Here is a 22,762-nt window from a genome sequence, read left to right as displayed (position 1 = left end):
CCCCCCCCACCAAAGCAGGGTTCCACCAAAGCAGGCTTCCAGCAAAGCAGGCTTCCAGCAAAGCCTGCTCGACGCCCCCGACCCGCAAACCGGCCCGTGACCACGGCCATATCGCCCTGCATCGCCGGTTATGGCATGGTCGGCGGATGCCAGCCCCTCAGCCAGCTCATTACCTCCGTCGCCTCGGCATCTGGGATGCCGCGATGATCGTCATTGGCGGTGTCATCGGCGCGGGCATCTTCCGCACGCCGGCTACCGTCGCCCAGTTGACCAGCTCCGGCACCGAGGTGGTCGTGCTGTGGACGCTCGGTGGCCTGCTCACCCTCGCCGGGGTGCTTTGCTACGCCGAACTCGGTGCCAGGCGTCCGCAAGCCGGCGGTACTTACGTCTACCTGCGTGAGGCATTCGGCCAGCTACCCGCCTTCCTGTTCGGCTGGACGATGGCGCTGATCAACTACCCGGGTAGCGTCGCCGCGGTGGCGACCACCTTCGCCGATTACGCGTGCCGCGCCATGGGCCTTCCGCACGAATGGGTGAAGCCGCTGGCGGTCGGTGCCATCAGCTTCATCGTGGCGGTGAACCTGTTCGGTATCCGCGCCGGCGCCTGGGTGCAGAACACCTTCACCGTCTTGAAGCTCGCCGCCGTCGCGCTGCTGATCGTGGTCGGCCTGTTCCTCGCCCGAGGACACCTCGGCCTGGCCTTCGTCGCGGATCCGACCCACGACGTACCGGCAAGCACGGTGATCGGCGCGCTGCTGCCGGCGATGTTCGCGTATGGCGGCTTCCACTACCTCAACGACCTGGCTGGCGAAGTGCGCAATCCGCAACGCACGCTGCCTCGTGCGCTGGGGCTCGGCATGGCCAGCGTGGTGGTTTGCTATGTGTTGGTGAACATCGCCTACATGGCGGGCCTGGGCCATGACGGTCTCGCCACCAGCACCGCGCCCGCCGCCGACCTGATGCGTCGCGTGTTCGGCGAATCCGGCGCCACGATCATCGCCGTCGGCATCGCCTGTTCCACCTTCGGCTACTGCAGCATCGCCATCGCGGGCGGCGCGCGCGTGCTACAGGTGATGAGCGCCGACGGCATGTTCTTCCGCCCCATCGCGCGCATCGACGCGCGCACGGGCGCGCCGCAATTCGCGCTGGTGGCGCTCGGCGCCTGGGCGATCGTGTTGATCCTTTCGGGCAGCTTCAATGCCTTGCTCAACTACACGACCGTGGGTGAGTGGTTGTCGCATGCGTTCGGCATCGCGACGATCTTCTGGTATCGCAAGAAATTGCTGTCGGAACCGTCGCCTTATCTGGTGCCGGGTTATCCGTGGCTACCGCTGGTGTTCACCACGACGGTGCTTTGCGTGATCGCCGCCACCGCGGTGACGGCGCCCGCGGACGCGGGGATGAGCCTGGTGATCATCGCCATCGGCGTGCCGGTGTATTACCTGTGGCGCCGCCGGGCGGTGGCTTGAGCGAGGCCCTGCTTGGTGGGAGCGGACCTTGTCCGCGATGGGTGGTGCGGCGACCTGGCTATCGCCGATAGGATCGGCTCCCACCGAGCGGGATGAGGACATATTCATGTCTGGCGTGGCAGATTGTGGCTATGCGTCCAATCATTCTTTTCATGCTGACCACCGCGACTGTTTTCACGACGAGCGTAGCCGCCGCGGCAGCTGTCGATCTCGTCCATCCCGGCGCATCCGTGCGCATCGCGGCGCAGGACGCCGTGCTCGATCCCACCGTGCGCAAGAGCGCAGGGGAGGAACTGGTGGCGGTGACGTTCGAGCCGGCGGCGAAGCCGTCGCTCGTGCTCACTCCTGCGAAGGGCACATGGTCGTGGCCGGCCGACGGCACCCTGCGCTTGCGCGTGCAGAACGGCATGCCGTGGCCGGTCACGCTCACGATCGACGTGGCCTCGGCATCGAAGCACCTCACGGCCACGGTGGGCGTGCCGCCTGGACCGCCGCAGACCCTGTCATTACCGTTGCAAGCCACCTCGCCTCGCGCATTCGGCATGCAGGTAGGGCCGCCGATGCCGTTCGACGACCACATCGTCGCCACGTCGGTCGAGGGCGCGATCGACGCGCACGCCGTCACCTCGGTCACGCTCTCCATGCCCCAGCCCGGCGCCCCGCAGACCTTGCTGTTCGGCAAGCTCGACGATGTCGCCGGTAACGACGACTTGCGCCACGAATACACGGCGATTGTCGATCGCTACGGCCAGTACACGCGGGCCGACTGGCCCGAGAAGATCGACAGCGATGCGAACCTGAAAGCCCGAACCAACGCCGCGCCGAAAGTCATCGAACCGAAAGGACTCGACCGATACGGCGGCCGCACCGACCTCCCGGCGATGCAAGCCACCGGCTGGTTCCACACGCAGAAGCAAGGCGGCCGTTGGTGGCTGGTGACGCCCGAAGGCCACGCGTTCTTCTCGCTCGGCGTCAACGCCGTGAACCTCACCGACGGACGTACTTACGTGCAAGGCCGCGAGTTCATGTTCACGGACCCCGGTGCCGCCAACGGTCCGTTCGGCGGCACGGCCGACAGCCGTAGCGACCAGGGCTCGCAGCGCGACAACGGCATGAATCACGGGCGCTGGTGGGATGTCTATGCGAACAACGTCGCGCGTTCGCTCGGCGGCGACAAAGACGAATCCGCATGGCGCAAGCGCACGGTCGACCGGCTCAAGGCCTGGCGGTTCAACACCCTGGGCAACTGGAGCGATCCGGCCTTCGCCGGCGATCGCCGCATCGCCTATACGGTGCCCATCCTGATCCACGGCGACTTCAACACCGTGGGCACCGGGTTCGACTACTGGGGCCGCATGCCCGATCCTTTCGATCCGCGTTTCGCCAAGGCCACCGAAGCGGCAGTCGCCCATGCGACCAAGGGCGTGCGCGATGACCCCTGGTTGCTGGGCTATTTCGCCGACAACGAACTCTCATGGGCGGGAAGGGGGCCGCAGGGCCGCTGGGCGCTCGCCATGGGCAGCCTCGCGCAGGGGCCGGAAAGTCCCGCGAAGCAGGCCTTCCTCGCGTATCTGAAGAAGACCCATGGCGACGCCGCCGCGTTCGCGAAAGCCTGGGGCGTGCCGGTGGCGAACTGGGAACAGGTGGCCGCCAGGGGATTCAAGGCGCCGGACCCCGACGAAGCGCACCCGGCGATCGCGGCCGACTACATCGCCTTCCTGAAACTCTATGCGAACCAGTATTTCCGCACCGTCGCGCAGACCTTGAAGCAAGCCGACCCGCACCACCTGTTCCTCGGCGGCCGTCTGGCCGTCCGAACGCCGGAAGTGGAAGAAGCCAGCGCGGCCCATGCCGACGTCACCAGCATCAACACCTATACCGACCTGCCGGAGCACGGCTTCGATGTGGCCGCCTTCCGCAAGATGGACAAGCCCGTATTGATCACGGAATTCCACTTCGGCTCGGCGGATCGCGGTCCCTTCGGCAACGGCGTCGCCGCGGTCGCCAGCGAGGAGGAACGCGGCAAGGCCTATGCGCGCTTCGTCGACGCCGCGGTGGCGTCGGGCGTGATCGTGGGAACGCACTGGTTCCAGTACGTGGACCAGCCGGTGACCGGACGCATCCTCGACGGAGAGAACGCACATATCGGGCTGGTCGGCATCACCGACATCCCGTTCGAGGGGTTTACCCGCGCCGTCACCGATGCCAACGCCCGCACAGGCGGTGGATCAGGCGGCGCGCGCTAGGGGAAGGCCGCGTCGGGCCTCGCGTGAGGCGCCCCGGCCCATGGCGAAGGCGATCGGCTCGGCGATGCCGACGATCGTGCTGAGCGCCACGTTCTGGTTCACCGCATAACTCATGGAAAACGCGATGCTGAAGTGCGTCGCGGCGTATTTGATCTTTCTGGCCATGGCCGGACCCTCCAATGGGAATGCATCTCATTATGGGGACGCCGCGCCATGAGTCCAAGTGATCGTCTGGATGGCTTCGATAGAAAGTCTCTATCGACGAATGGCCGTTCCGACCACCATCGCTACCACCATCACCAGGGCCACGGCCATGCACGCGCTGGTCGGCTTCACCCGGCGGGCGTCGACCCGGGGCACCAGCCACCAGATCAGCCAGGCCCCGAGCAGCATGTCGGCCACCAGCGAAGCGCGGACCCATGGCAGCACGAAGATCGATTGCCTCGGCGCCTGGCCGTGTTGCGCGGCGATCGCCAGGCCGCCCATCAACACGGCGGCGAGCGACCAGACCAGGCTGGCCATGTAGGCCCGGTTGAAGACCACGGGCGTCTTCTCCAGCCAGCGCAGGGCGAGCCATACGATGAGGGCGGGGACGACGGCGACGGCGCTGGAATAGATCACCCACCAGATGGCGGCGGAGAGGAAGGTCAGGAGGGACTGGGTCACGGCGTGTCCGTCAGTACGACACGCCGAAGCGGCCGAGGGCCTTGCTCATCAGCCAGGCGGGGCCGATCAGCAGGTACTGGATGTCGGTGAAGAAAGAGGGGCGGCGGCCTTCGATCTTGTGGCCGATGAACTGGCCGATCCAGGCCACCACGAACACGCCGATGGCCAGGCGCAGCAAGCCGGTGGACCCGATGGCCTGGTAGATCGTATCGGTGACCAGGGCCAGCACGATGAAGGCGCCCGCCATGGCCAGGCCGATCTTTCGCGAAAGCCGGTAGTAGTAGAAGCAGAAGGCCAGGAACATCGCCAGCACGGCCCAGAGCCCGGGCCGCCCCAGCCAACCGGGGACGGGGATCAGCCAGACCAGCGCGACCACCGTCCAGGTGATCGCCGGCACGCAGATCCAGTGGATCAGCTGGTTGGTCGGGTTCTGGTGGTCGCGGCTGTAGTTGCCGAACCAGGTGGCTGCGTCGCGCATGGCGCTCCCCTCCGTGATGCCTCGATGGGGGAAGCTTAGTCCACTCGGATGCCGGCCAGCTTGTCGAGCGCCTCGGCGTACTTCGCGGCGGTGCCGGCGATGACGTTTTCCGGCACCTTCGGGGCGGGCGGCGACTTGTTCCAACCGATGTCCACCAGATAGTCGCGGACGAACTGCTTGTCGTAGCTGGGCGGGCTGATTCCGACCCTGTACGCGTCGGCGGGCCAGAAGCGCGAGGAATCGGGGGTGAGCATCTCGTCCATCACGTGCAGCACGCCGTTCTCGTCCGTGCCGAACTCCAGCTTGGTATCGGCGACGATGATGCCGCGCTCCGCGGCGAAGGCGGCGGCGAAGGCGTAGATCTCCAGCGTGGCCTTGCGCACGGCGTTGGCGAGGTCTTCGCCCACGGCGGCCACCACGGCGTCGAAGCTCACGTTCTCGTCGTGGTCGCCCACGGCGGCCTTGGTCGACGGCGTGAAGATCGGCTCCGGCAGCTTCTGCGCCTGCTGCAGGCCCGGGGGCAGGGTGATGCCGCACAGGGCGCCGGTGGCCTGGTAATCCTTCCAGCCCGAGCCGATGAGGTAGCCGCGCGCGATGGCTTCCACCGGCACCGGCTTCAGCCGCTTGGTGACCACGGCGCGCTTCGCGTACAGCGTCGGATCGACGCCCGCGGGCAGCACCGAGGCGACATCCTCGCCCGTGAGGTGATTCGGAATGATGTGCGCGGTGCGGGCGAACCAGAAGTTGGAGATCTGCGTGAGCATCTCGCCCTTGCCGGGGATCGGGTCGGGCAGCACCACGTCGAAGGCCGACAGCCGGTCGGTCGCCACCATCAGCAGGCGGTTGCCGGGCAGGGCGTAGACGTCGCGGACCTTGCCGCGATGGATGAGCTCCAGGCCTGGCAGGTCGGATTGCGAAAGGGTGGTCGGCACGGCGGGGACTCCGGTAGGCGATCGATCCGCCCATTGTAGCGGTGGTGGCCGGGTCGGCCTGCTAGAATTTTAGGTTACCGCCCCCATTGCCTCGCCATGCGAATCCTCACGACCGCGGCATTAGCCCTGGCCTTCACCGCCCCCGTCCTTGCCGCGCCGCCCGCGAAGCCGGCGCGGCTGGGCCTGTGCGCGGCCTGTCATGGCGAAGACGGCATGGCGCGGATCCCGGGCGCTCCCAACCTCGCGGGCCAGAAGCTCGATTACCTGCGCGAGGCCCTGCGCCAGTACCGCGACGGCCGCCGCGACATTCCCGTGATGCGCGCCGCCACCGGCCCGCTTTCCGACGCCGAACTCGACCAGCTCGCGCAGTGGTTCTCCGCGCAGAATCCCGCCGCCCCGCACCCTCCAAGGGCCGTTCAATGAATTTCACCGGCACTCTCATCGGCGCCGTGCTCGGCATGTGGCTGACGCACAACCTGCTCGGCGCCCTCGTCGGCGGCGCGCTCGGCTTCATGTTCGACGCCAGCCGCCAGCAGCAACGGCGCCGCACGCCGACGCAAGGCGGGTACGTCGCCCCCTTGTTCGCCCTGATCGGCGCCGTGGCCAAGGCCGACGGCCGCGTTTCCGAGAAGGAAATCGCCATCGCCGAGCGCCTGATGGCGCGGATGGGCCTCGACCAGGAAGCCCGGCGCGTCGCCATCGATGCGTTCAACGAAGGCAAGCAGCCGGAATTCAACGCCACCGCCGTCATCGACGAATTGCGCCAATGGGTCGGCCACCGCCGCGACCATGCCTTCCCGGTGATCGACGTGGTGATCGAGACGGTGCTCGCCGAGGGCAACCCGTCGCCGGAGAAGATGGCCATCCTGCGCCAGCTCGCTTTCGCCCTTCGCGTCAGCGACATGGAACTGATGGCGCTCATGGCGATGAAGGGCTACGCCTGGAACGCCGGCGCCAGTGGCCGCTCGTACGGTGGCGGTGGCGGCTACACGCCGCCGCAGCGGAACACGCAGGGGCCGGACCCGTACGCGATCCTCGGCATCCAGCGCGACGCCGACGACCGTGCGATCAAGCGTGCCTATCGCAAGCTGATCTCGGAGCACCATCCCGATCGCCTGGGCGACCTTCCGGACGACATGCGCCGGCGTGCGGAGGCACGGGCCAGCGAGATCAACGCGGCGTATGAGCGGATCAAGGCGGAGAGGGGCTTCAAGTAAGAGCATCGCCGACAAGTCGGCTCCCACAAGAGCCGGCACTCCGGTAGGGCCACCTAACCGGTGGAAGCCGACCTGCCGGCGATGAGCGGCCCGGTGGAAGCCGACCTGCCGGCGATGAGTAGCCTGGTGGGAGCCGACTTGTCGGCGATGTCGCGGCAGCGACACAAAGCACTCCCGTCCACGCCAGCTTTAGCGACAACCGTATACCCTGACCACTTCCGTCACACCACGGTACCCATCATGGCCAAGCAGTCCCCCGTCATCGCACCGTCCATCCTCTCGGCCGACTTCGCCCGCCTGGGCGAGGACACGCGCAAGGTCCTCGATGCCGGCGCGCAGTGGGTGCACTTCGACGTGATGGACAACCACTACGTGCCCAACCTCACCATCGGCCCGATGGTGCTCAAGGCACTGCGCGACTATGGCATCACCGAGCACATCGACGTGCACCTGATGGTCAAGCCGGTGGACCGCATCGTGCCCGATTTCGCCAAGGCCGGGGCGCGCAGCATCAGCTTCCATCCCGAGGCTAGCGAGCATGTGGACCGCACCATCCAGCTGATCCAGGGCGAGGGCTGCGAGGCCGGCCTGGTGTTCAACCCGGCCACGCCGCTGAACTGGCTCGACTACGTGATGGACAAGATCGACATGGTGCTGATCATGTCGGTGAACCCCGGTTTCGGCGGGCAGAAGTTCATCCCGGGCGCGCTGGACAAGATCCGCCATGTGCGTGAGCGTATCGACGCCAGCGGCCGGAAGATCCGCCTCGAGGTGGATGGCGGCGTCAATGCCGACAATATCGGCCAGATCTCGGCGGCTGGTGCGGACACCTTCGTGGCGGGTTCGGCCATCTTCAACGCTCCGGACTACGCCGACGTGATCCGCCGGATGCATGCGGCCATCGACGGCAAGTAAGCGGCCAGCCGTCTAAACAAGGTTTCACGGCGACAAAGGGAGTACCGTAGTACCGTTGGTACGCCCGGGGGGGCTTTCCGGAGGATGCGCTCATGAAGACGTTGTCCGTAGTTGCCTTGTCCCTGGCGCTCGCCGCGCCCCTCGCCGCCACCGCGGGCGATCGCCCGCAGCCGCTGCCGGACCAGCAAAGCGTCGTGTCCAAGTCGCTGCTGCCGTGCCCCGGGGGCCTGGAGCGCTTCCTGCCCGGCGACTATTACTTCTGCTCGGCCGCCCGGAACTACTGGAGTGGCCATGACGGCCTGGCCCGCGAAAGCCTGAAAAACGCCGCGCGATGGGCCAGCAAGCCCGCGCAATACGCGCTCGGCGTCATGTACTTCAATGGCGACCATGCCGAAAAGAACCGTCCGCTGGGCCTCGCCTGGCTGGCGCTGGCCGCCGAACGGCACGATCCGTCGTACGAGCCCACCTTCATCTCCGCGTACAAGCAGGTCACGCCGGAGGAACTGGCCCAGGCCAATGCCTATTGGAAGGACCTGAAGGCCACCTACGCCGACGACGTCGCCGCTCCGCGCGCCGAACGCCGCTTCGACCGCGAATACCAGCAGATCGCCTGGGCCACCAACTTCGGCGGCAGCGTGTTCATCGACGGCGTGACCGTGCCCTATGGCGCCTCGGGCCTTGTCGAAGGCGCACCGCTGCAGAGCGGCTTCTCGCTCGGCCGCATGTTGCAGACGCAGAAGGCCATGTACTTCTACGGCTACGACAGCCATGTGTTCGTCGGCGACGCGGAACTGGTGCCCATCGGCCAGGTCGCCTCGCTCAAGTCACGGGCCGACTGACGGGACGCACGAAAAAGCTCCCCCGGGCCATCGGGCCGGGGGAGTGAAGGAGGGTCAATCGATCACACGGGGTGCCAGTTCGGGTCGGGTTCCGCCGGCCCGGCGATCGGCGCGCTTCCGTGCGTGCCGATCGCCCCAAGGCCTTCCATGGCCGGTTCCACGAAGTCGTCGAAGAGATCCATGCGTGCGTCTCCCGTCAGTGCAGGCCGAACAGCAGGCCCAGGACCAGCGCGCCCAAGGCGAGGGCGACGCGCAGGGGCTCGAAGTCGCGGTCCAGTTCGGTGTTGTCGGCGTCGGGCTTGGTTTTCATGGTGTCTCCTCCGGCGCCGGGTGGCGCGCCGTCATGGCCATTTGAAGGGCATGCGCGGCGGGCGGAGCGTCCCCGGTGGGGCAATCCGCGGATCGTTTATGGCAAATCGCGGGCAAAGACTTCGTGCAGGGACGAAACCCTCGCTCAGTTAAGCAGCGGGTTCCCGCGAAGGCGCGATACGGCCAGGTCGACGAAGGCCCGTACCTTGGCCGGCGCATGGCGCCCTTCCGGATGAAGCACGTGGATCGGCAGCGGCGGCTCTTCGTAGTCGGCGAGCACGACCCGGAGACGGTCATCGAGCAGGGCAGGGCCGACCTGATAGTGAAGCACCCGGGTCAAGGCAAGGCCGGCCGTGGCCGTCGCGATCGCGGCATCGTTGGTGTTGCACTGGAGCCAGGCGTCGATCGTTACCCGCTGATCGTTCGCGAAGCGCCAGTGCGGCGACGTCCATGCGCTGGTCGACACGGCGATGCGATGATTCCTGAGATCGGCGGGGGTGGCGGGAACACCATGCTGTTCGAAGTAGCCCGGCGATCCACAGACCACGCGCCGCACCGAGCCGACCTGGATCGCGGAGAACCCCGAGTCCGGAAGGTGGCCGATGCGAATCGCCACGTCGATGCCTTCCTCCACGATGTTCACCGGCCGGTCCACGAACAGGAGGCTGCCGGACACCGTGGGATAGGTCTCCAGGTATTCGTGCATGACCGGCAGCACGTACATCTGCCCGAACAACAACGACGCCGTGATGGAGAGCGTGCCCGTGGGCGTGGCATACGAACCCGCGGCGGCGGCTTCCGCCTCGTCGATGTCGGCCAGGATGCGGCGGCAATCGTCGAGATAGCGACTGCCCGGTTCGGTCAGCTTCACCGAACGCGTCGTGCGTATGAAGAGGCGCGCGCCGATGAGTTCTTCGAGCGCGGCGATCGCGCGGGTCACCGCTGGCGCACTCATGCGCAGCTGGCGCGCGGACTCGGAAAAGCTCTCCGTCTCCGCCACCTTTACGAAGATGCGCATGGCTTGCCAGCGATCCATCCGTTCCCCTCGGCCGTTGCGCGGGGATGATAGCACCCGTGCCAGAAGCATCAGAGCGCGAGCTGGATGCGGTTTTCCTCGTCGCCTTCGCGCTCGGCGGGAACCGCGCAGCAGATCAACACCTCGTCGTCGGCGACGTGCGCCGTCGGTTCCTTGATATAGGTGACGGCACCCTTGAGCAGTTTCGTCCGGCAGGTGCCGCAGGTGCCTTCGCGGCAGCTGAATTCCGGCTCCAGGCCACGCGCCTCCGCCAGTTCCAGCAGGCTGCCGGATGCCGGCGTCCAACGTGCTTCCTTCAGTGAATCCATGAAGGCGACAGGCACCGGCTGGGTCGACACCGGAGGACGAACGGGTGCGGTGGCGCCAGCATCCATCGCTCGCTTCAACGACGATGGACCGAACGCCTCCGCGTGGATTCGCGTGTCATCGATGCCGAACGTGCGCAAGCCGTCGTAAAGCGATTGCGTGAAGGCGGGCGGTCCGCAGAGATAGAAATCGTGGTTGTTGAATGGCAGCACGCGTGTCAGCAGGGCCATGTCGATGCGTCCGGCCACGTCGTAGTCGGTGCCTTCTTCGGCGCCGCTGGTATCGCTCAGCACGCGGACCCATTTCACCGCGCCTTGCGCGGCTTCGACGAGTGTCGCTATCTCCTTGTCGAATGGACTTTCGGCCTTCGAGTGCGCCGCCTGGATGAGGAAGACCGGACGCATCCGTTGCTTGCGCAAACCTTCGTAGACGATGTGCCGGAGCATCGCGAGCAACGGCGTGATGCCGATGCCTCCCGCCAATAACACCGCCGGCCTCGCCTCGTGGGGATCGATGGTGAAGCCCCCATCGGGCGCGCGTGCCTCGATGATGTCGCCGACCTTCACGGTGTCGTGCAGGTGGCGCGACACCGCGCCGTCACGTTTGACGCTGATGCGGTACGCGCCGTCCGATGGCGCGACGGACAGCGTATAGGTGCGGATGACGGGCTTGTCCGTGCCTGTCACGATCACGCGCACGGGCAGGTGTTGTCCGGCCGAATGGGAAAGGAGGCCCATGCCGTCGTCCGGTTGCAGATGGAGCGAGCGGATCGACGGGCTTTCCTCCACGATCCGCGTCACCTTGTAAGGACGCCAGCGCGTGGCGAGCGCGGCCGCCTGCAAACGCGCGTCCGCCTGGTCCCAATCGCCGGTCATGAGTGAACTGGGCGACCAGCCATCCTTGCGGAGCGACCAGCGCAGCGGCAAGGCACCGGTGCGGCGCACGATACGACGGGGCCGGAACGTCCACAGCCGCTCCGCGCCCTGGAACGCGGCGATCTCCTGCGAGTCGAGGATCACCTCGGCATCGCCGGTCATCTGCAGCATGTCGCCTTTTTCGTAGTCGACGAAGACCAGCCCCGCCTTGCCGTTGAGCACGATGTTGCCGAGCGTCGAGAAGAAGAGGTTGCCATTGAAGTCGGGCACGGTGAGCATGCCGTCCGCGTCGACGCGGACGAAGCCCGCCTTGCCACCGCGATGCGACACGTCGACCTGCCGCCGGTCCTCACGGTCGGCGTAGGTCGCGACGAAGAACGTGTCCGCCGCCTCGATCATGTCGCGCGCCGCGGCATCCAGTTGCGTCGACTCTTCCACGGCGCCTGTGTAAGGCAGGGCAGGGTCACGCACGTACCTGGCGTCGCGTAGCTGGATGTAACGGGGGCAGTTTCCGAAGCTCTGGTCGACGTCGACCCGGAACCCCGCCCCCGCCGTTGGCGCGGCGACGAAACCATTCATGCGGTTGCGGCGCCGCGTATGCATCTCGATACCCAGAAGGCCGATGGCCTCGCCCGCTCGCACGCCTTCCGCCGCGGGGTCGCTCGGGTCGGGGCGGAGGTCGATATCCAGCGTCGTGGGATTCGGCGACGACATGAAACCCGGCATGCCTGCGAGGAGCGTGGCCCAGGGATCACCGTGCGCATCGACGCTGCCCAGCACGACGAAGGGCAACTGTTCGTAGAACTCGCGGTGCTGCTCCGGCATGAAGTCGCGCACCACGCGCTGACCGACTGCCGCCATCCGTTCGGCGACGCCTACCTTCTCCTGGAGGAATGTCTCGCCCTCGTGCCATGTCGGCAGCTTTTTCAGTGACGCGGTCATGGCGATGTCCTGTGCTGGGGCGAGAAGGCGAGGTCAGGCGGCGAGGCCGACCGGGCTCCGGGCGAAGGGGACGAAGCCGGGAAGATCCTCGATCCGGCGCAGGAAGGCGTTGACGGAGGGATAGTCCGAGAGGTCGACGTTGCCTTCCGGCGCCCGCGCGACGTAGCTGTAGATGGCGACATCGGCGATCGTCGGGTGCCCGCTGGCTAGCCAGTCTTGCGTCGACAACCGTGCTTCCAGCCGCTTCAGGAGGACATGGGCACGGGTGATCACTTCATTGGCGTCGTACTTCGCCCCGAACACCGTGATGAGTCGTGCCGCGGCGGGACCGTAAGCGACGTCGCCGGCCGCCACGGACAACCAGCGTTGCACCGCGGCGGCCCCCGCCGGATCTTCCGGCAGCCAGTCGGTGCGGCCGGCCTTCTTGGCCAGGTACACCAGGATCGCGTTGGAATCGGCGACGACGACACCCGCGTCGTCCAGCAGCGGCACCTGGCCGAACGGGTTGAGCTTCAGGTACTCCGGGGTCTTGTGCGCACCGGCCATGAGATCGACTTCGACCAGTTCATGGGGGAGGCCCAACAGGGAGACGAACAGCCGTGCGCGGTGCGAGTGGCCTGACAGGGGATGGTGATAGAGCTTCATGTCGGTGTCCTGAGAGAGTCCGGCCGGGCCAATTCCCGTACCGCGTGGCCAGAGTGCGGTACCCCGCTCCTGATGAGAATCACCTGGTTCGACACTTCATCATTTCACCGGGTGGAATAATTCCGTCCACGCCCGGCCGGGCGCCCATTACGGCTAGCCACCGGCGCAAGAAGGGGCAAAACGCGGGCAATCGCGCACGCGCCCTTGCGGAGCGGGCGCCCCCATAGCACGCTGCGCACGCCGATCCACACTCCCACGGAATGCCCCATGGCCCGCAGCATCGCCATCGTCGAAGACGAACCGCTCATCCGCGCCAACTACGTGGAGGCGCTGAACCGCTTCGGCTACGAAACGCGTGGCTATGGCTCGCGCGCGGAGGCCTCGCTGGCCTTCGCCATGCGCCTGCCGGAACTGGTCATCATCGACATCGGCCTGGGCGACGAGCCGGAGGGCGGTTTCGACCTCTGCCGTGAACTGCGCGCGAAGTCGGCCACGTTGCCGATCATCTTCCTGACCGCGCGCGATTCGGATTTCGACGTGATCTCGGGCCTGCGCCTGGGTGCGGACGACTACCTGTCCAAGGACACCAGCCTGCACCAGCTGGCCGCGCGCATCGCGGCGCTGTTCCGCCGCATCGAGTCGTTGAAGGCGCCCGCCGCGAGCGAGACGGTGATCGAGCACGGGCCGCTGAAACTGGAATCGGAGCGCATGCGCGTGCTGTGGAACGGCATCGAGATTCCGCTCACGGTCACGGAATTCTGGATGGTGCATACGCTGGTGCGCTTCCCCGGCCACGTGAAGAACCGCGACCAGTTGATGCGCGAGGCGGAACTGGTGGTGGACGACGCGACGATCACCTCGCACATCAAGCGCATCCGCAAGAAGTTCGTGGCGCTGGCGCCGGATTTCGATGCCATCGAGACGGTGCACGGCGTGGGGTATCGCTGGACGCCGTGATACACCCCATCGCCGCTGAAGCGGCTCCCACACACATCGCCGAATCAGCTCATCCACCACCCACCTGGTGGGAGCCGACCTTGTCGGCGATGCTCTCCCCATGACCCTCCGCCAGAAACTCCTCCTCGTCGCCCTCTGCACCCTGGCCTTGCCCGTCGCCGGGTGGCTCTACGTGCGCCAGATGGAAACGCTGCTGCGCGAAGGCCAGGCGCAGGCCCTCGTCGCCTCCGCGCGCGCCATGGCACGCAGCCTCGTGGTGGTCGACGCCCCGCTGCCGCCCGCCGGTGCCGCCTGGTACCTCCAGCACACCCCGGTGCCGATCACCGTCGATGGCTACGCCGACGACTGGGCGTCGCTCAGCCCCTGGGCCCAGACCTTCGGCAAGAACGCGCGCGTGATGCTCGCCGAAGACGACCACTGGCTCTACTTCTACGTCGACGTGCGCGCCACGCACCGTCGACGCGCCGATGCCGGCGACCGCCTCGTCCTCAACGCCGATCACCTCATCGTGTCGATCGCCAGCGGCGAGGACGTGCAGCGTTACCTCATGGCCAGCGCCGCGCCCGGCCCCACCACCGCCATCGCACTGGATGCGGAAGCAGGCGTGCTGCCCGACCGCATCAATGCGCAGTGGCAGGAAGACGGCAGCGGTTTCCGCGTGGAGTTCCGCCTGCCGCGCGGCCTGCGCCTCGACCGTTTCGGCCTGGGCGTGCACGTCGTCGCCGACGGCGACAACGAACCGCTCACCGCCGAGAACCGGCCGTTGCTGGACTTCTCTCCCTCGCTCTCGCAGGAAGTGGCGAGGCTGGCGCCGGACGGCGTGCGCGTACGCGTGCTCTCGGCCGACGCATGGCTGGTGGCGCAAAGCGGCAAGCTCGAATTGCCCGATCTCCCCGCGACGGAACGACCGGGCTGGTTCGCCTCCCTGGTGTACCGCTCATTGCTGGCGACACGCCTCGACGACGAAAGCGCATGGGCCGAAGACGCCCCGCGCATCGACCTGCCCGAGGTGCGCGAAGCGCTGCAGGGCAAGCCGGCCACGGCGTGGCGCGCGGGCGAGGCGCGCGGCAGCGTGGTGCTCGCCGCGGCGATGCCGATCCAGATGCGTGGCGCGCTGCATGGCGTGGTGCTGCTCGAACAGCCCAGCCGCGCGGTGCCGCTGCTGGCCAATCGCGCCTTGTTCGGGTTGCTGCTCACCAGCTTCGCCGTGCTGCTCATCGCCGGCGGCGTGCTGTTGTTGTTCGCCACGCGGCTCACCTTCCGCCTGCGCCGCCTGCGCAACGCGGCGGAACGCGCGCAGGACAACGATGGCCGCCTGGACGGCCCCTTCCCGTTGACCGACGCCACCGACGAACTGGGCGATCTCGCGCGCAGCTTCGAGCGCCTGTTCGAGGTGGTCGGCGGATACACCGATTACCTGCGCACGCTGGCCTCGAAGCTCTCGCACGAGCTCAACACGCCGCTGGCGATCGTGAAGTCGTCGCTGGACAACCTCGACCACGCCGGCCTGCCCGCCGAGGCGGAGCCTTACCTGGCCCGCGCACGCGATGGCGTGGCACGGCTGGGTGCGCTGGTCCGCGCGATGAGCGAAGCCAGCCGCATGGAGCGCGCCATCGCCTCGGCGGAGGCCGAAGACGTGGATCTGGCCGACATCGTGCGCGGCTGCGCCGAGGGGTATCGCGGACTAGCCGGCGACCGTCGCCTGGAGGCCGAGTTGCCGTCGGCGCCGGTCTTCATGCACGTCTCGCCGGAGTTGATCGCGCAGGCGCTCGACAAGCTCTTCGACAACGCGCTGTCGTTCACGCCGCCCGGGGGCTGGCTACGCATCGCCCTGCGACCCACGGCCGAGGGCGCGGACATCGAACTGTCGAACCAGGGCCCGCCGCTGCCCGCGGCGATGCAGGGGCGCCTGTTCGATTCGTTGGTGAGCCTGCGCGACAAGGCGACACCCGGCGACGCGCCGCACCTGGGCCTCGGCCTGTACGTGGTGCGCCTGGTCGCCGAGCGCCACCAGGGCAGCGCCAGCGCCCGCAACCTCGAAGACGGCGTCGCCTTCACCCTGCACCTCAAGGGCCTCCCCCGCCAACGCCTGGGTTGAGGTCGGCTCCCACCCTAAAGGGTTGGCTCCCATCCTAAGCGGCTACAATCGGCGATCACTCCAACGCCCCCCATCGCCCGATGATCTCCCGCGAACAGTTCGACGCCTACGCCGCCCAGGGCCATACCCGGATTCCGCTGGTGCGCGAGGTCTTCTCCGATCTCGACACGCCGCTGTCGGTGTACCTCAAGCTCGCCGATGGCCCGTACACCTTCCTGTTCGAATCCGTGGAAGGCGGCGCCACCTGGGGACGCCATTCGATCATCGGCCTGCCGGCGCGTCGCGTGTATCGCCTGCGCGGGCACGAACTCGAAGTCGAGGACAACGGCGAAGTGGTCGAACGCCGCCACCTCGACGATCCGCTCGCCGAGATCGAGGTCCTGCGCAAGCAGTACGACGTGCCCAAGCTGCCCGGCCTGCCGGACTTCACCGGCGGCCTGGTCGGGTACTTCGGTTTCGAGACCATCGGCTACATCGAAAAACGTCTCGCGCAGTGGGACAAGAAGGACGAGCTGGGCACGCCCGACGTCCTGCTGATGCTCGCGGATGAAGTGGCCGTCTTCGACAACCTGAAGGGTCGCCTCTACCTCATCGTCCACGCCGATCCGGCGAAACCGCAAGCTTATGCCGAAGCGTCGCGCCGCCTCGACGCGCTGGCTTTCCGCCTGCGCCAGAGCGGCGTCTCATACCCGCAGATGCTGCAGCCGGAAGCGCTCGACGAATCCGATTTCAAATCCTCCTTCACGCGCGAGGAATACGAAGCGACGGTGCGCAAGGCGCAGGAATACATCCGCGCCGGCGACATCTTCCAGGTGGTGCCCTCGCAGCGCCTGAGCATCGGCTTCAACGCGCGTCCGGTGGACGTGTATCGCGCGTTGCGCGCGATGAACCCGTCACCGTACATGTACTTCATCGACATCGGCTCGACGCAGATCGTCGGTTCGTCGCCGGAGATCCTCGTGCGCCTGAAGAACGGCCGCGTGGTATTGCGTCCGATCGCCGGCACGCGTCGTCGTGGCAAGGACGAAGCGGAAGACCTCGCCCTCGAAACCGAACTGCTGGCCGACGCGAAGGAACGTGCCGAGCACCTCATGCTGATCGACCTCGGCCGCAACGACGTGGGCCGCGTGAGCAAGACCGGCACGGTGGAGCTGACCGATTCCTTCGTGGTCGAGCGCTACTCGCATGTGATGCACATCGTCTCCCAGGTGGAAGGCGATATCCGCGACGACCTCTCGTACATGGATGTCCTGAAAGCGGCGTTTCCGGCGGGCACGGTCAGCGGCGCGCCGAAGATCCGCGCGCTGGAGATCATCCAGGAACTCGAACCGTTCAAGCGCAACATCTACGCCGGCGCCATCGGCTACCTCGGCTGGTGGGGCGACGCGGACACCGCGATCGCCATCCGCACGGCGGTGATCCAGGACGGCCGTTTGCATGTGCAGGCGGGAGGTGGCGTCGTCTACGATTCCGATCCGGCCGCCGAGTGGGAAGAAACCATGAACAAGGGCCGCGCGCTCTTCCGCGCCGTCGCCCAGGCAGCCAAGGGCCTCTGACCCGCACACGTCACGAAACCAACATGTGGGAGCCGCTTCGGCGGCGATGCCTTCCCTCCAAGGTCCCTGTTTCCATGAATACCCGAACGATCATCGCCGCCACCTCCCTCGCCGTCATGGCGGCCACCGCGCAGGCGCGCGAGCCGTGGACGGACGATGTCACCTCGCGCACGCAGGCGCTGGCGCTCTTGCAGTCGCTCAATGCCGACCTGCTCAGCCACCCCAGCGCCACGCTGACGCTGGAACGCTGGTGCGGCGCGCATGCGCTGGCGCCGGAGGTAAAGATCGTCGCCCGTCGCGTGAAGGGGCAGGACAAGCCGCTGCCCGGCGACGAACGGGCGGCGCTTGGCATCGGTCCGGACGAGCCGGTGCGCTATCGCCGCGTGCAGCTGGCCTGCGGTGAGCACGTGCTGTCCGAGGCGGACAACTGGTACGTGCCTGCGCGGCTCACCCCGGAAATGAACCAGATCCTCGACACCACCGACCAGCCGTTCGGGAAGGTGGTCCAGGCGCTGCATTTCCGCCGGCAGACGATCAGCGCCGACCTGTTGTGGTCGCCGTTGCCCGCGGGTTGGGAGATGGATGCGCCGCTGCCACCGTCGCACAAGGCGGCGCTGGCCATTCCGCACGAGGTACTGCGGCACCGGGCGGTGCTATATACGGAGGCGAACCAGCCTTTCAGCCTCGTGGTGGAGACCTATACGTCCGACGTCCTCGCCTTCGGGCGGCGCTGATCGCCGACAAGTCGGCTCCCACACAAGCGAGCTATCGCCGCCCCCCACCAACCGCGTATCCCATCCGGCTGACTTGGCACCGGCCGCGCGGCGCTGGAAGCTGAGATCCCATGACGGAGAACGCGCCATGTCCTCGGTGCCGGCACCCGCACGAAAAATTCCCGTGGCTGGCATTTCCGGCGCAAAGCCCTTCGCCTCGCTACTGAGCATCAGCAATTCGCCGCGCCTCGGCCCGCAGCCGAACTCGCTGGACAACGCGGTGAGTTGCGCCACCCATTGGGTCCGCATGTCCGACGGCCGTCGCGCGGACGCCATGTGGCTCGAAGCAGGCGCCATGATGCAGAAGCTGGTCTCGCGGCCCGAATGGGTGCGGTATCTGCGCAAGATCCGGGTGGATCGTGGACTCCTCGTCGGCCGCGAATGGTTCGAGGTGACGCGGGTGCGCGATCCGGTGGGTCTCCCCGCCGGCGATTACCTCAACGTGATCTTCGTGGCCCACTACACCCGCGCGGTGCTCTTCGAAACGGTATCGCTGGCGCCGGGCGGCACGGGATGGCTACCGGTCGGTTATGTCATCCGCCCGGTGCAACGGGAGATCCCGTTCGTGCAATAGACACGAGGAAAGGGTGGAAAGCGGCCTGGGCCGCGATGCCCACCCCACCTTACCGCTCCACCATTTCCGTGGGGTCAGGAATAGCGTTCGGAGAGGAAGCGGAAGAACGCGCGCAGGCCCTGCGCCTCGCCGCCACGCGGATGCGCGGGGCGATCGCCGTCGTTCCACGAATACGTATCCAGGTGCATCCAGTTCTGGCTGTCCGGCAGGAAGCGCTCGAGGTAGAGCGCGGCCGTGATCGCGCCCGCGTGGCGCGACGGCCCCGCGTTGGCGAAATCGGCCACGTACGATTCGAGCATGCGCCGGTACGGGCGCCACAGCGGCAGGCGCCACAATGGGTCCTGCGTGAATTCGGCGGCGCCGATCACGTGGTCGGCGAGCTGGTCGCGGTTGGTGAACAGCGCCGGCAATTCAGGGCCCAGCGCCACGCGGGCCGCGCCGGTGAGGGTCGCGAAATCGACGATCAGGTCGGGTGCCTGCTCGGCGGCGTAGGCGATGGCATCGCACAACACCAGGCGCCCCTCGGCGTCGGTGTTGTCCACCTCCACGGTGTGCCCCCCGCGCGTGCGGATGACCTCGCCCGGGCGCATGGCGTTGCCGGCGATGGCGTTCTCCACCGCGGGCACTAGCAGCGTGAGCCGCACGGGCAGCTTCGCCTTCATCACCAGGCCGGCCAGCGCGATGGCGTGCGCCGCGCCGCCCATGTCCTTCTTCATCCAGCGCATGCCGTCGGATGGCTTGATGTCCAGGCCGCCGGTGTCGAAGCACACGCCCTTGCCGATCAGCACGAGCTTCGGATTGGAATTCTTGCCCCAGGTAAGCTCGATCAGGCGTGGTGGACGATGGCTCGCGCGGCCCACCGCATGGATCGTGGGAAAGTTGGCTTCGAGCAGTTCGTCACCCACCCACTCGCGGACCTTCGCCTTGTGCTCGGCGGCGTGCGCGTGGATGGCCTGGGCGAGGTGTTCGGGGCCCATGTCCTCGGTGGGAGTGTTCACGAGGTCGCGCACCTGCCAGGTGGCGTCGATCACCGGCTGCAACGTACGCAGCGTGGCGGCATCGACCACCAGCTGCGCGGGCGGACGATCGCTGGCGCGGTAACGGTCAAAGCGATAAGCGCCGAGCGCCCAGCCGAGGGCGACGAGGTCGCGGTCGTCGATCACGCCTTCCGGCGCGAGTTCATAGGTGCCCTGGGGCAGGCGATAGGGCAGGGCGCCGAGCGCGGCCAGCGGATTGCCGCGATCCACGCCGACCAGCACGCGCGTGATGCCGCCACGTGCATCCGGCAATACGGTGAGTGCGCCGGGCATCGGGCGGAATCCGGTCGTCGCCAGCCATTGGCGTTGCGCATCGTCCAGGCGCGCTTCGGTGGCGAGCATGCCGGCGATATCGACCATCTCGATGGGGATGGCGGTACGTTTTCCGGACTTGCGTTCGATCAGCGGCGACATCAGGGCTCCCGTGCCTCGCGGTCGCTGGCAACCGCGTCAATGGATTGTTGCTATCGGTGGACGCCTATTCTAGCCGTCAGTCAAAGCCGACGCTTCAATCCAATCCGCAAGGGATGTCATATCGGGGAATTCGAGATCCGGCGCAGGGCCATGCGACCAGCGCTCGCCCGTGCGGTTGAGCCATACCGTACGCATGCCTGCTTCGCGCGCGCCCATCACGTCGAGCAACGGATCGTCACCTACGTGAAGAATGTCGGCAGGCGGGACGCCCAGCGCTTCCGCCGCCGCCAGGAAAATCTGTGGATGCGGCTTGGCCACGCCCACGCCGCTGGCGTTGAGGCGGGTATGGAAGAGGTGGTGCAGGCCGATCACTTCCAGATCGGCATTGCCGTTGGAGATGCTCACCAGGGGCACGTGCCCGGCGATGCGCTCGAGCGCGGGCAGGGTGTCGGGATACAGCTCCACGTTGTTGCGGGCGGCGAAGTAGATGCGCCACAGCTCGTCGACGGGCGCGTCGTCGATACCGCAGGCGGCGAAGGCGTGGCGGATGGTCAGCCGGCGCTGTTCGCTGAAATCGTGGGAGAGATGGGTGTGTTCCCGCGCGATCTTCTCGCGGAGCTCACGCATGGCCTCGATCGGCCATGCGTTTGCGACATCGGGGTGGTGCTGCCGTAGCCAGCGGTCGACGCAGTGCTCGGCCTCGATCAGGGCCGGAAGCACCGGCCACAGGGTGTCGTCGAGGTCGAGCGATACGGCGCGAACGGGCACTGCTTAGCGGGCGCCCACTTTGAGCACCTGGCCGAGGCGGACGTTGTTGTCCTTCAGGCCGTTCATGGCGCGCAGCTTGTTCACGTCGATCGCGTTCTTCTTGGCGATGGAATAGAGCGTGTCGCCCGGCGCCACCTTGTAGGTGCGCGCGGCGGCCGGCTTCTTCTCTTCCGCGGCCTTGGCCACCGGCTTGGCGGCCTTCGCGGCCGGCTTCGCCTCGGCGACCTTCGGCGTGGTGATGGCCGTGGATTTCTCCGAGGCATCCGCCGGCGCGGCGACGACGGGCTTCGCCACCGGCTTGCCCTTCACGGTGACCGCGTCGGCCAGCACCTTGGCGAACTTGCCACCCACCTTGGCGTTGTCCGACACGGTGAAGGCATCCGAACGCACGCCCGCGAAGCCCATGTGCGCCGTGGTGCTGACGCTGGCGACCACCTTGGCGAACTGCGAGGGCTCGGCCGTGGTGGCGACCGATGCCTTGGCCTCCTTCGCGGCCTTGGCGCCCTTGCCGGCGACCTGCGCCTTGGCCAGCGCGGTTTCCTTCGCGGCGACGGCGGCGGGCGCGGCGGCGACGGCGGTCGGCGTGGTCATCGCCTGGCCCACGTTGGCACGCGTGCCGACGGTGGAAGCGATGGCGGCACGGCGCGCGGCATCCTTCGAGGCGAGGGCCATGCCATCGGCGTACGGGATGAGGCTATGGGAGCGCAGCAGCGAACTACCCTGGCTGGAGGTGAGGAAGGTGATGAACTCCTTCACCTCGGCGGCCTTCGGGCCGGACTCGTTGCTGACCAGGTAGAGCTCGGTGTACAGCGGATAGGTGCCGCTGCCGACCGTCGACATCGAGGGGGCGACGCCATCGATGGAGAGGATCTTCACCTTCTTGTTCGACGATGCGCCGGCGAGCGTGGTGGCGCCGAGGCCCTGCTTGTCGAGGGTGACGCCCTCTTCGAGCTTGGCCACGTTCACGTAGAGGCGCGGCGCGGCCACCGGCTGGTTGCCGCGGCCGAAAAGCAGCTTGCGCAGGCTGTATTCCACGCCGTCGCCCGGGCTGGCCACCGCGTAGAGGTTGATCGGGGCGTCGTTGCCGCCGAGCTCCTTCCAGTTGGTGATGTGCCCCATGTAGATCTCATGGAGCTGCTTGAGCGTGATGTTGCTGACCGGGTTGGACGGGTAGGTGACCATCACCAGCGCATCCCATGCGACCGGGGTGAAGGTGAGCGACTGCTCGGCGCCGCCGACACCCGGGCGGGCGGAACCGGCGAGGTCGGCGGAGCCCTTGACCACCGCGTCGATGCCGGAGGCGGTGTTGAAGGGCTGCAGTTCGATCTTGCCCTTGCCGGCCTTTTCCCACGCCTTGGCGACGTCGGTGACCACGCCTCGGGCCGTGGTGATGTCTCCGCGCCAGACCAGTTGCGGTCCCGCGGCAAGAACGGTGGCGGAGGCGCTAAGGCCGATCAGCGTGGCGGTGAACAGTCGCGCGAAACGAAGAGACATGGACGGCAAGAACCTCGGGATGGGACGGGGTAGGCAAACAAGGCCGCAATTGTGGGCCATCGGGGGCCCGCGCGCACCATTGACGTCGTTCAGCATCCTGCCGCTGGTAAACGGAACGTAGGCTGTAGGGCGGATCGCTGCGCAGGCGTGTCTTCGCGATCGCCGCTGAAGCGGCTCCCACCATCGCCGACAGGGTCCTGTCTCTTATACACATCT

21 protein-coding genes are annotated in these 22,762 nt (G+C 67.2%); 11 read left to right on the top strand and 10 right to left on the bottom strand.

Annotation, left to right across the window (positions count from 1 at the left end; all coding sequences use genetic code 11):
* Positions 1–146 precede the first annotated feature (146 nt).
* Both ACR9ZJ_RS13120 and ACR9ZJ_RS13115 read left to right on the top strand, forming a co-directional pair.
* Positions 147–1,469, top strand: coding sequence for an APC family permease (locus ACR9ZJ_RS13120; protein ID WP_481288001.1), 1,323 nt, complete (start codon positions 147–149; stop codon positions 1,467–1,469).
* A 131-nt stretch (positions 1,470–1,600) separates the two neighbouring features.
* The gene (locus ACR9ZJ_RS13115) at positions 1,601–3,715 is read left to right on the top strand and encodes a beta-agarase (protein ID WP_481288000.1); all 2,115 of its coding nucleotides are present in this window, start codon (positions 1,601–1,603) and stop codon (positions 3,713–3,715) included.
* Here the strand turns inward: ACR9ZJ_RS13115 and ACR9ZJ_RS13110 are convergent.
* The 4 genes from ACR9ZJ_RS13110 to ACR9ZJ_RS13095 all read right to left on the bottom strand — a co-directional run bounded on the left by ACR9ZJ_RS13110 (position 3,698) and on the right by ACR9ZJ_RS13095 (position 5,791).
* Positions 3,698–3,880, bottom strand: coding sequence for a DUF2061 domain-containing protein (locus tag ACR9ZJ_RS13110; RefSeq protein ID WP_426285645.1), 183 nt, complete (start codon positions 3,878–3,880; stop codon positions 3,698–3,700). The two genes, ACR9ZJ_RS13115 and ACR9ZJ_RS13110, sit on opposite strands and share 18 nt — an antisense overlap.
* A gap of 90 nt (positions 3,881–3,970) precedes the next feature.
* Positions 3,971–4,381 (bottom strand): hypothetical protein, encoded by a 411-nt coding sequence (locus ACR9ZJ_RS13105; RefSeq protein WP_481287999.1) that lies wholly within the window; start codon positions 4,379–4,381, stop codon positions 3,971–3,973.
* A 10-nt stretch (positions 4,382–4,391) separates the two neighbouring features.
* Positions 4,392–4,859, bottom strand: coding sequence for an Mpo1 family 2-hydroxy fatty acid dioxygenase (locus tag ACR9ZJ_RS13100; RefSeq protein ID WP_371024443.1), 468 nt, complete (start codon positions 4,857–4,859; stop codon positions 4,392–4,394).
* Positions 4,860–4,894: 35 nt separating this feature from the next.
* Complete coding sequence (locus tag ACR9ZJ_RS13095; RefSeq protein ID WP_481287998.1) at positions 4,895–5,791, bottom strand: phosphoribosylaminoimidazolesuccinocarboxamide synthase; 897 nt, start codon at positions 5,789–5,791, stop codon at positions 4,895–4,897.
* A gap of 96 nt (positions 5,792–5,887) precedes the next feature.
* Between ACR9ZJ_RS13095 and ACR9ZJ_RS13090 the strand changes: the two genes are divergently transcribed.
* From ACR9ZJ_RS13090 to ACR9ZJ_RS13075, 4 genes are all read left to right on the top strand, one after another.
* Positions 5,888–6,214, top strand: a complete 327-nt coding sequence (locus ACR9ZJ_RS13090; RefSeq protein WP_448098845.1) for a c-type cytochrome — start codon at positions 5,888–5,890, stop codon at positions 6,212–6,214.
* Positions 6,211–7,008 (top strand): co-chaperone DjlA, encoded by a 798-nt coding sequence (djlA, locus tag ACR9ZJ_RS13085; protein WP_481282530.1) that lies wholly within the window; start codon positions 6,211–6,213, stop codon positions 7,006–7,008. The genes ACR9ZJ_RS13090 and djlA overlap by 4 nt, the downstream gene beginning before the upstream one ends.
* 240 nt (positions 7,009–7,248) lie before the next feature.
* Positions 7,249–7,923 (top strand): ribulose-phosphate 3-epimerase, encoded by a 675-nt coding sequence (rpe, locus tag ACR9ZJ_RS13080; protein WP_306849465.1) that lies wholly within the window; start codon positions 7,249–7,251, stop codon positions 7,921–7,923.
* Between the two features lie 92 nt (positions 7,924–8,015).
* Positions 8,016–8,762 (top strand): hypothetical protein, encoded by a 747-nt coding sequence (locus ACR9ZJ_RS13075; RefSeq protein ID WP_481287997.1) that lies wholly within the window; start codon positions 8,016–8,018, stop codon positions 8,760–8,762.
* A gap of 454 nt (positions 8,763–9,216) precedes the next feature.
* Here the strand turns inward: ACR9ZJ_RS13075 and ACR9ZJ_RS13070 are convergent, their stop codons facing one another.
* The 3 genes from ACR9ZJ_RS13070 to ACR9ZJ_RS13060 form a co-directional block, all read right to left on the bottom strand.
* Positions 9,217–10,089: a LysR family transcriptional regulator gene (locus tag ACR9ZJ_RS13070; RefSeq protein WP_481282532.1), complete on the bottom strand. Its 873-nt coding sequence runs from the start codon at positions 10,087–10,089 to the stop codon at positions 9,217–9,219.
* A 68-nt stretch (positions 10,090–10,157) separates the two neighbouring features.
* Positions 10,158–12,230 carry a 2Fe-2S iron-sulfur cluster-binding protein gene (locus ACR9ZJ_RS13065; protein WP_481287996.1) on the bottom strand — a complete coding sequence of 691 codons (2,073 nt, stop codon included), beginning with the start codon at positions 12,228–12,230 and terminating at the stop codon, positions 10,158–10,160.
* 33 nt (positions 12,231–12,263) lie between these two features.
* Entirely contained in the window at positions 12,264–12,875 is a 612-nt protein-coding gene (locus tag ACR9ZJ_RS13060; RefSeq protein ID WP_481287995.1) for a glutathione S-transferase family protein, read from the bottom strand.
* 267 nt (positions 12,876–13,142) lie between these two features.
* Between ACR9ZJ_RS13060 and pdsR the strand changes: the two genes are divergently transcribed.
* From pdsR to ACR9ZJ_RS13035, 5 genes are all read left to right on the top strand, one after another.
* Positions 13,143–13,832 carry a proteobacterial dedicated sortase system response regulator gene (gene pdsR, locus ACR9ZJ_RS13055; protein WP_448098839.1) on the top strand — a complete coding sequence of 230 codons (690 nt, stop codon included), beginning with the start codon at positions 13,143–13,145 and terminating at the stop codon, positions 13,830–13,832.
* Positions 13,833–13,932: 100 nt separating this feature from the next.
* A complete protein-coding gene (locus ACR9ZJ_RS13050; protein WP_481287994.1) occupies positions 13,933–15,930 on the top strand; it encodes an ATP-binding protein in 1,998 nt (665 codons plus the stop codon).
* A gap of 80 nt (positions 15,931–16,010) precedes the next feature.
* Positions 16,011–17,486, top strand: a complete 1,476-nt coding sequence (trpE, locus tag ACR9ZJ_RS13045; protein ID WP_481287993.1) for an anthranilate synthase component I — start codon at positions 16,011–16,013, stop codon at positions 17,484–17,486.
* Between the two features lie 74 nt (positions 17,487–17,560).
* Entirely contained in the window at positions 17,561–18,220 is a 660-nt protein-coding gene (locus ACR9ZJ_RS13040) for a chorismate--pyruvate lyase family protein (RefSeq protein WP_481287992.1), read from the top strand.
* Between the two features lie 127 nt (positions 18,221–18,347).
* Positions 18,348–18,833, top strand: coding sequence for a DUF4019 domain-containing protein (locus ACR9ZJ_RS13035; RefSeq protein WP_481282538.1), 486 nt, complete (start codon positions 18,348–18,350; stop codon positions 18,831–18,833).
* 74 nt (positions 18,834–18,907) lie between these two features.
* Here ACR9ZJ_RS13035 and ACR9ZJ_RS13030 read toward each other — a convergent pair whose 3' ends face one another.
* The 3 genes from ACR9ZJ_RS13030 to ACR9ZJ_RS13020 all read right to left on the bottom strand — a co-directional run bounded on the left by ACR9ZJ_RS13030 (position 18,908) and on the right by ACR9ZJ_RS13020 (position 22,546).
* Positions 18,908–20,284: a leucyl aminopeptidase family protein gene (locus ACR9ZJ_RS13030; protein ID WP_481287991.1), complete on the bottom strand. Its 1,377-nt coding sequence runs from the start codon at positions 20,282–20,284 to the stop codon at positions 18,908–18,910.
* Between the two features lie 69 nt (positions 20,285–20,353).
* Positions 20,354–21,052, bottom strand: coding sequence for an HAD family hydrolase (locus ACR9ZJ_RS13025; protein WP_481282540.1), 699 nt, complete (start codon positions 21,050–21,052; stop codon positions 20,354–20,356).
* Positions 21,053–21,055: 3 nt separating this feature from the next.
* On the bottom strand, positions 21,056–22,546 hold the full coding sequence (locus tag ACR9ZJ_RS13020) for a LysM peptidoglycan-binding domain-containing protein (protein WP_481287990.1): 1,491 nt from the start codon (positions 22,544–22,546) through the stop codon (positions 21,056–21,058).
* Positions 22,547–22,762 lie beyond the last annotated feature (216 nt).

The organism is Luteibacter sp. KNZ12-1A (assembly GCF_056755675.1).
The sequence above is the reverse complement of the archived record's forward strand: the minus strand, read 5'-3'. Positions and strand labels throughout refer to the sequence as shown.

Excerpts from the sequence above, each read along its gene's own strand:
- ACR9ZJ_RS13120 (WP_481288001.1), top strand. The coding sequence starts at position 147 with ATGCCAGCCCCTCAGCCAGCTCATTACCTCCGTCGCCTCGGCATCTGG.
- ACR9ZJ_RS13115 (WP_481288000.1), top strand. The coding sequence starts at position 1,601 with ATGCGTCCAATCATTCTTTTCATGCTGACCACCGCGACTGTTTTCACG.
- ACR9ZJ_RS13110 (WP_426285645.1), bottom strand. The coding sequence starts at position 3,880 with ATGGCCAGAAAGATCAAATACGCCGCGACGCACTTCAGCATCGCGTTT.
- ACR9ZJ_RS13100 (WP_371024443.1), bottom strand. The coding sequence starts at position 4,859 with ATGCGCGACGCAGCCACCTGGTTCGGCAACTACAGCCGCGACCACCAG.
- ACR9ZJ_RS13090 (WP_448098845.1), top strand. The coding sequence starts at position 5,888 with ATGCGAATCCTCACGACCGCGGCATTAGCCCTGGCCTTCACCGCCCCC.
- djlA (WP_481282530.1), top strand. The coding sequence starts at position 6,211 with ATGAATTTCACCGGCACTCTCATCGGCGCCGTGCTCGGCATGTGGCTG.
- rpe (WP_306849465.1), top strand. The coding sequence starts at position 7,249 with ATGGCCAAGCAGTCCCCCGTCATCGCACCGTCCATCCTCTCGGCCGAC.
- ACR9ZJ_RS13075 (WP_481287997.1), top strand. The coding sequence starts at position 8,016 with ATGAAGACGTTGTCCGTAGTTGCCTTGTCCCTGGCGCTCGCCGCGCCC.
- ACR9ZJ_RS13070 (WP_481282532.1), bottom strand. The coding sequence starts at position 10,089 with ATGCGCATCTTCGTAAAGGTGGCGGAGACGGAGAGCTTTTCCGAGTCC.
- ACR9ZJ_RS13065 (WP_481287996.1), bottom strand. The coding sequence starts at position 12,230 with ATGACCGCGTCACTGAAAAAGCTGCCGACATGGCACGAGGGCGAGACA.
- ACR9ZJ_RS13060 (WP_481287995.1), bottom strand. The coding sequence starts at position 12,875 with ATGAAGCTCTATCACCATCCCCTGTCAGGCCACTCGCACCGCGCACGG.
- pdsR (WP_448098839.1), top strand. The coding sequence starts at position 13,143 with ATGGCCCGCAGCATCGCCATCGTCGAAGACGAACCGCTCATCCGCGCC.
- ACR9ZJ_RS13050 (WP_481287994.1), top strand. The coding sequence starts at position 13,933 with ATGACCCTCCGCCAGAAACTCCTCCTCGTCGCCCTCTGCACCCTGGCC.
- trpE (WP_481287993.1), top strand. The coding sequence starts at position 16,011 with ATGATCTCCCGCGAACAGTTCGACGCCTACGCCGCCCAGGGCCATACC.
- ACR9ZJ_RS13040 (WP_481287992.1), top strand. The coding sequence starts at position 17,561 with ATGAATACCCGAACGATCATCGCCGCCACCTCCCTCGCCGTCATGGCG.
- ACR9ZJ_RS13035 (WP_481282538.1), top strand. The coding sequence starts at position 18,348 with ATGTCCTCGGTGCCGGCACCCGCACGAAAAATTCCCGTGGCTGGCATT.
- ACR9ZJ_RS13030 (WP_481287991.1), bottom strand. The coding sequence starts at position 20,284 with ATGTCGCCGCTGATCGAACGCAAGTCCGGAAAACGTACCGCCATCCCC.
- ACR9ZJ_RS13020 (WP_481287990.1), bottom strand. The coding sequence starts at position 22,546 with ATGTCTCTTCGTTTCGCGCGACTGTTCACCGCCACGCTGATCGGCCTT.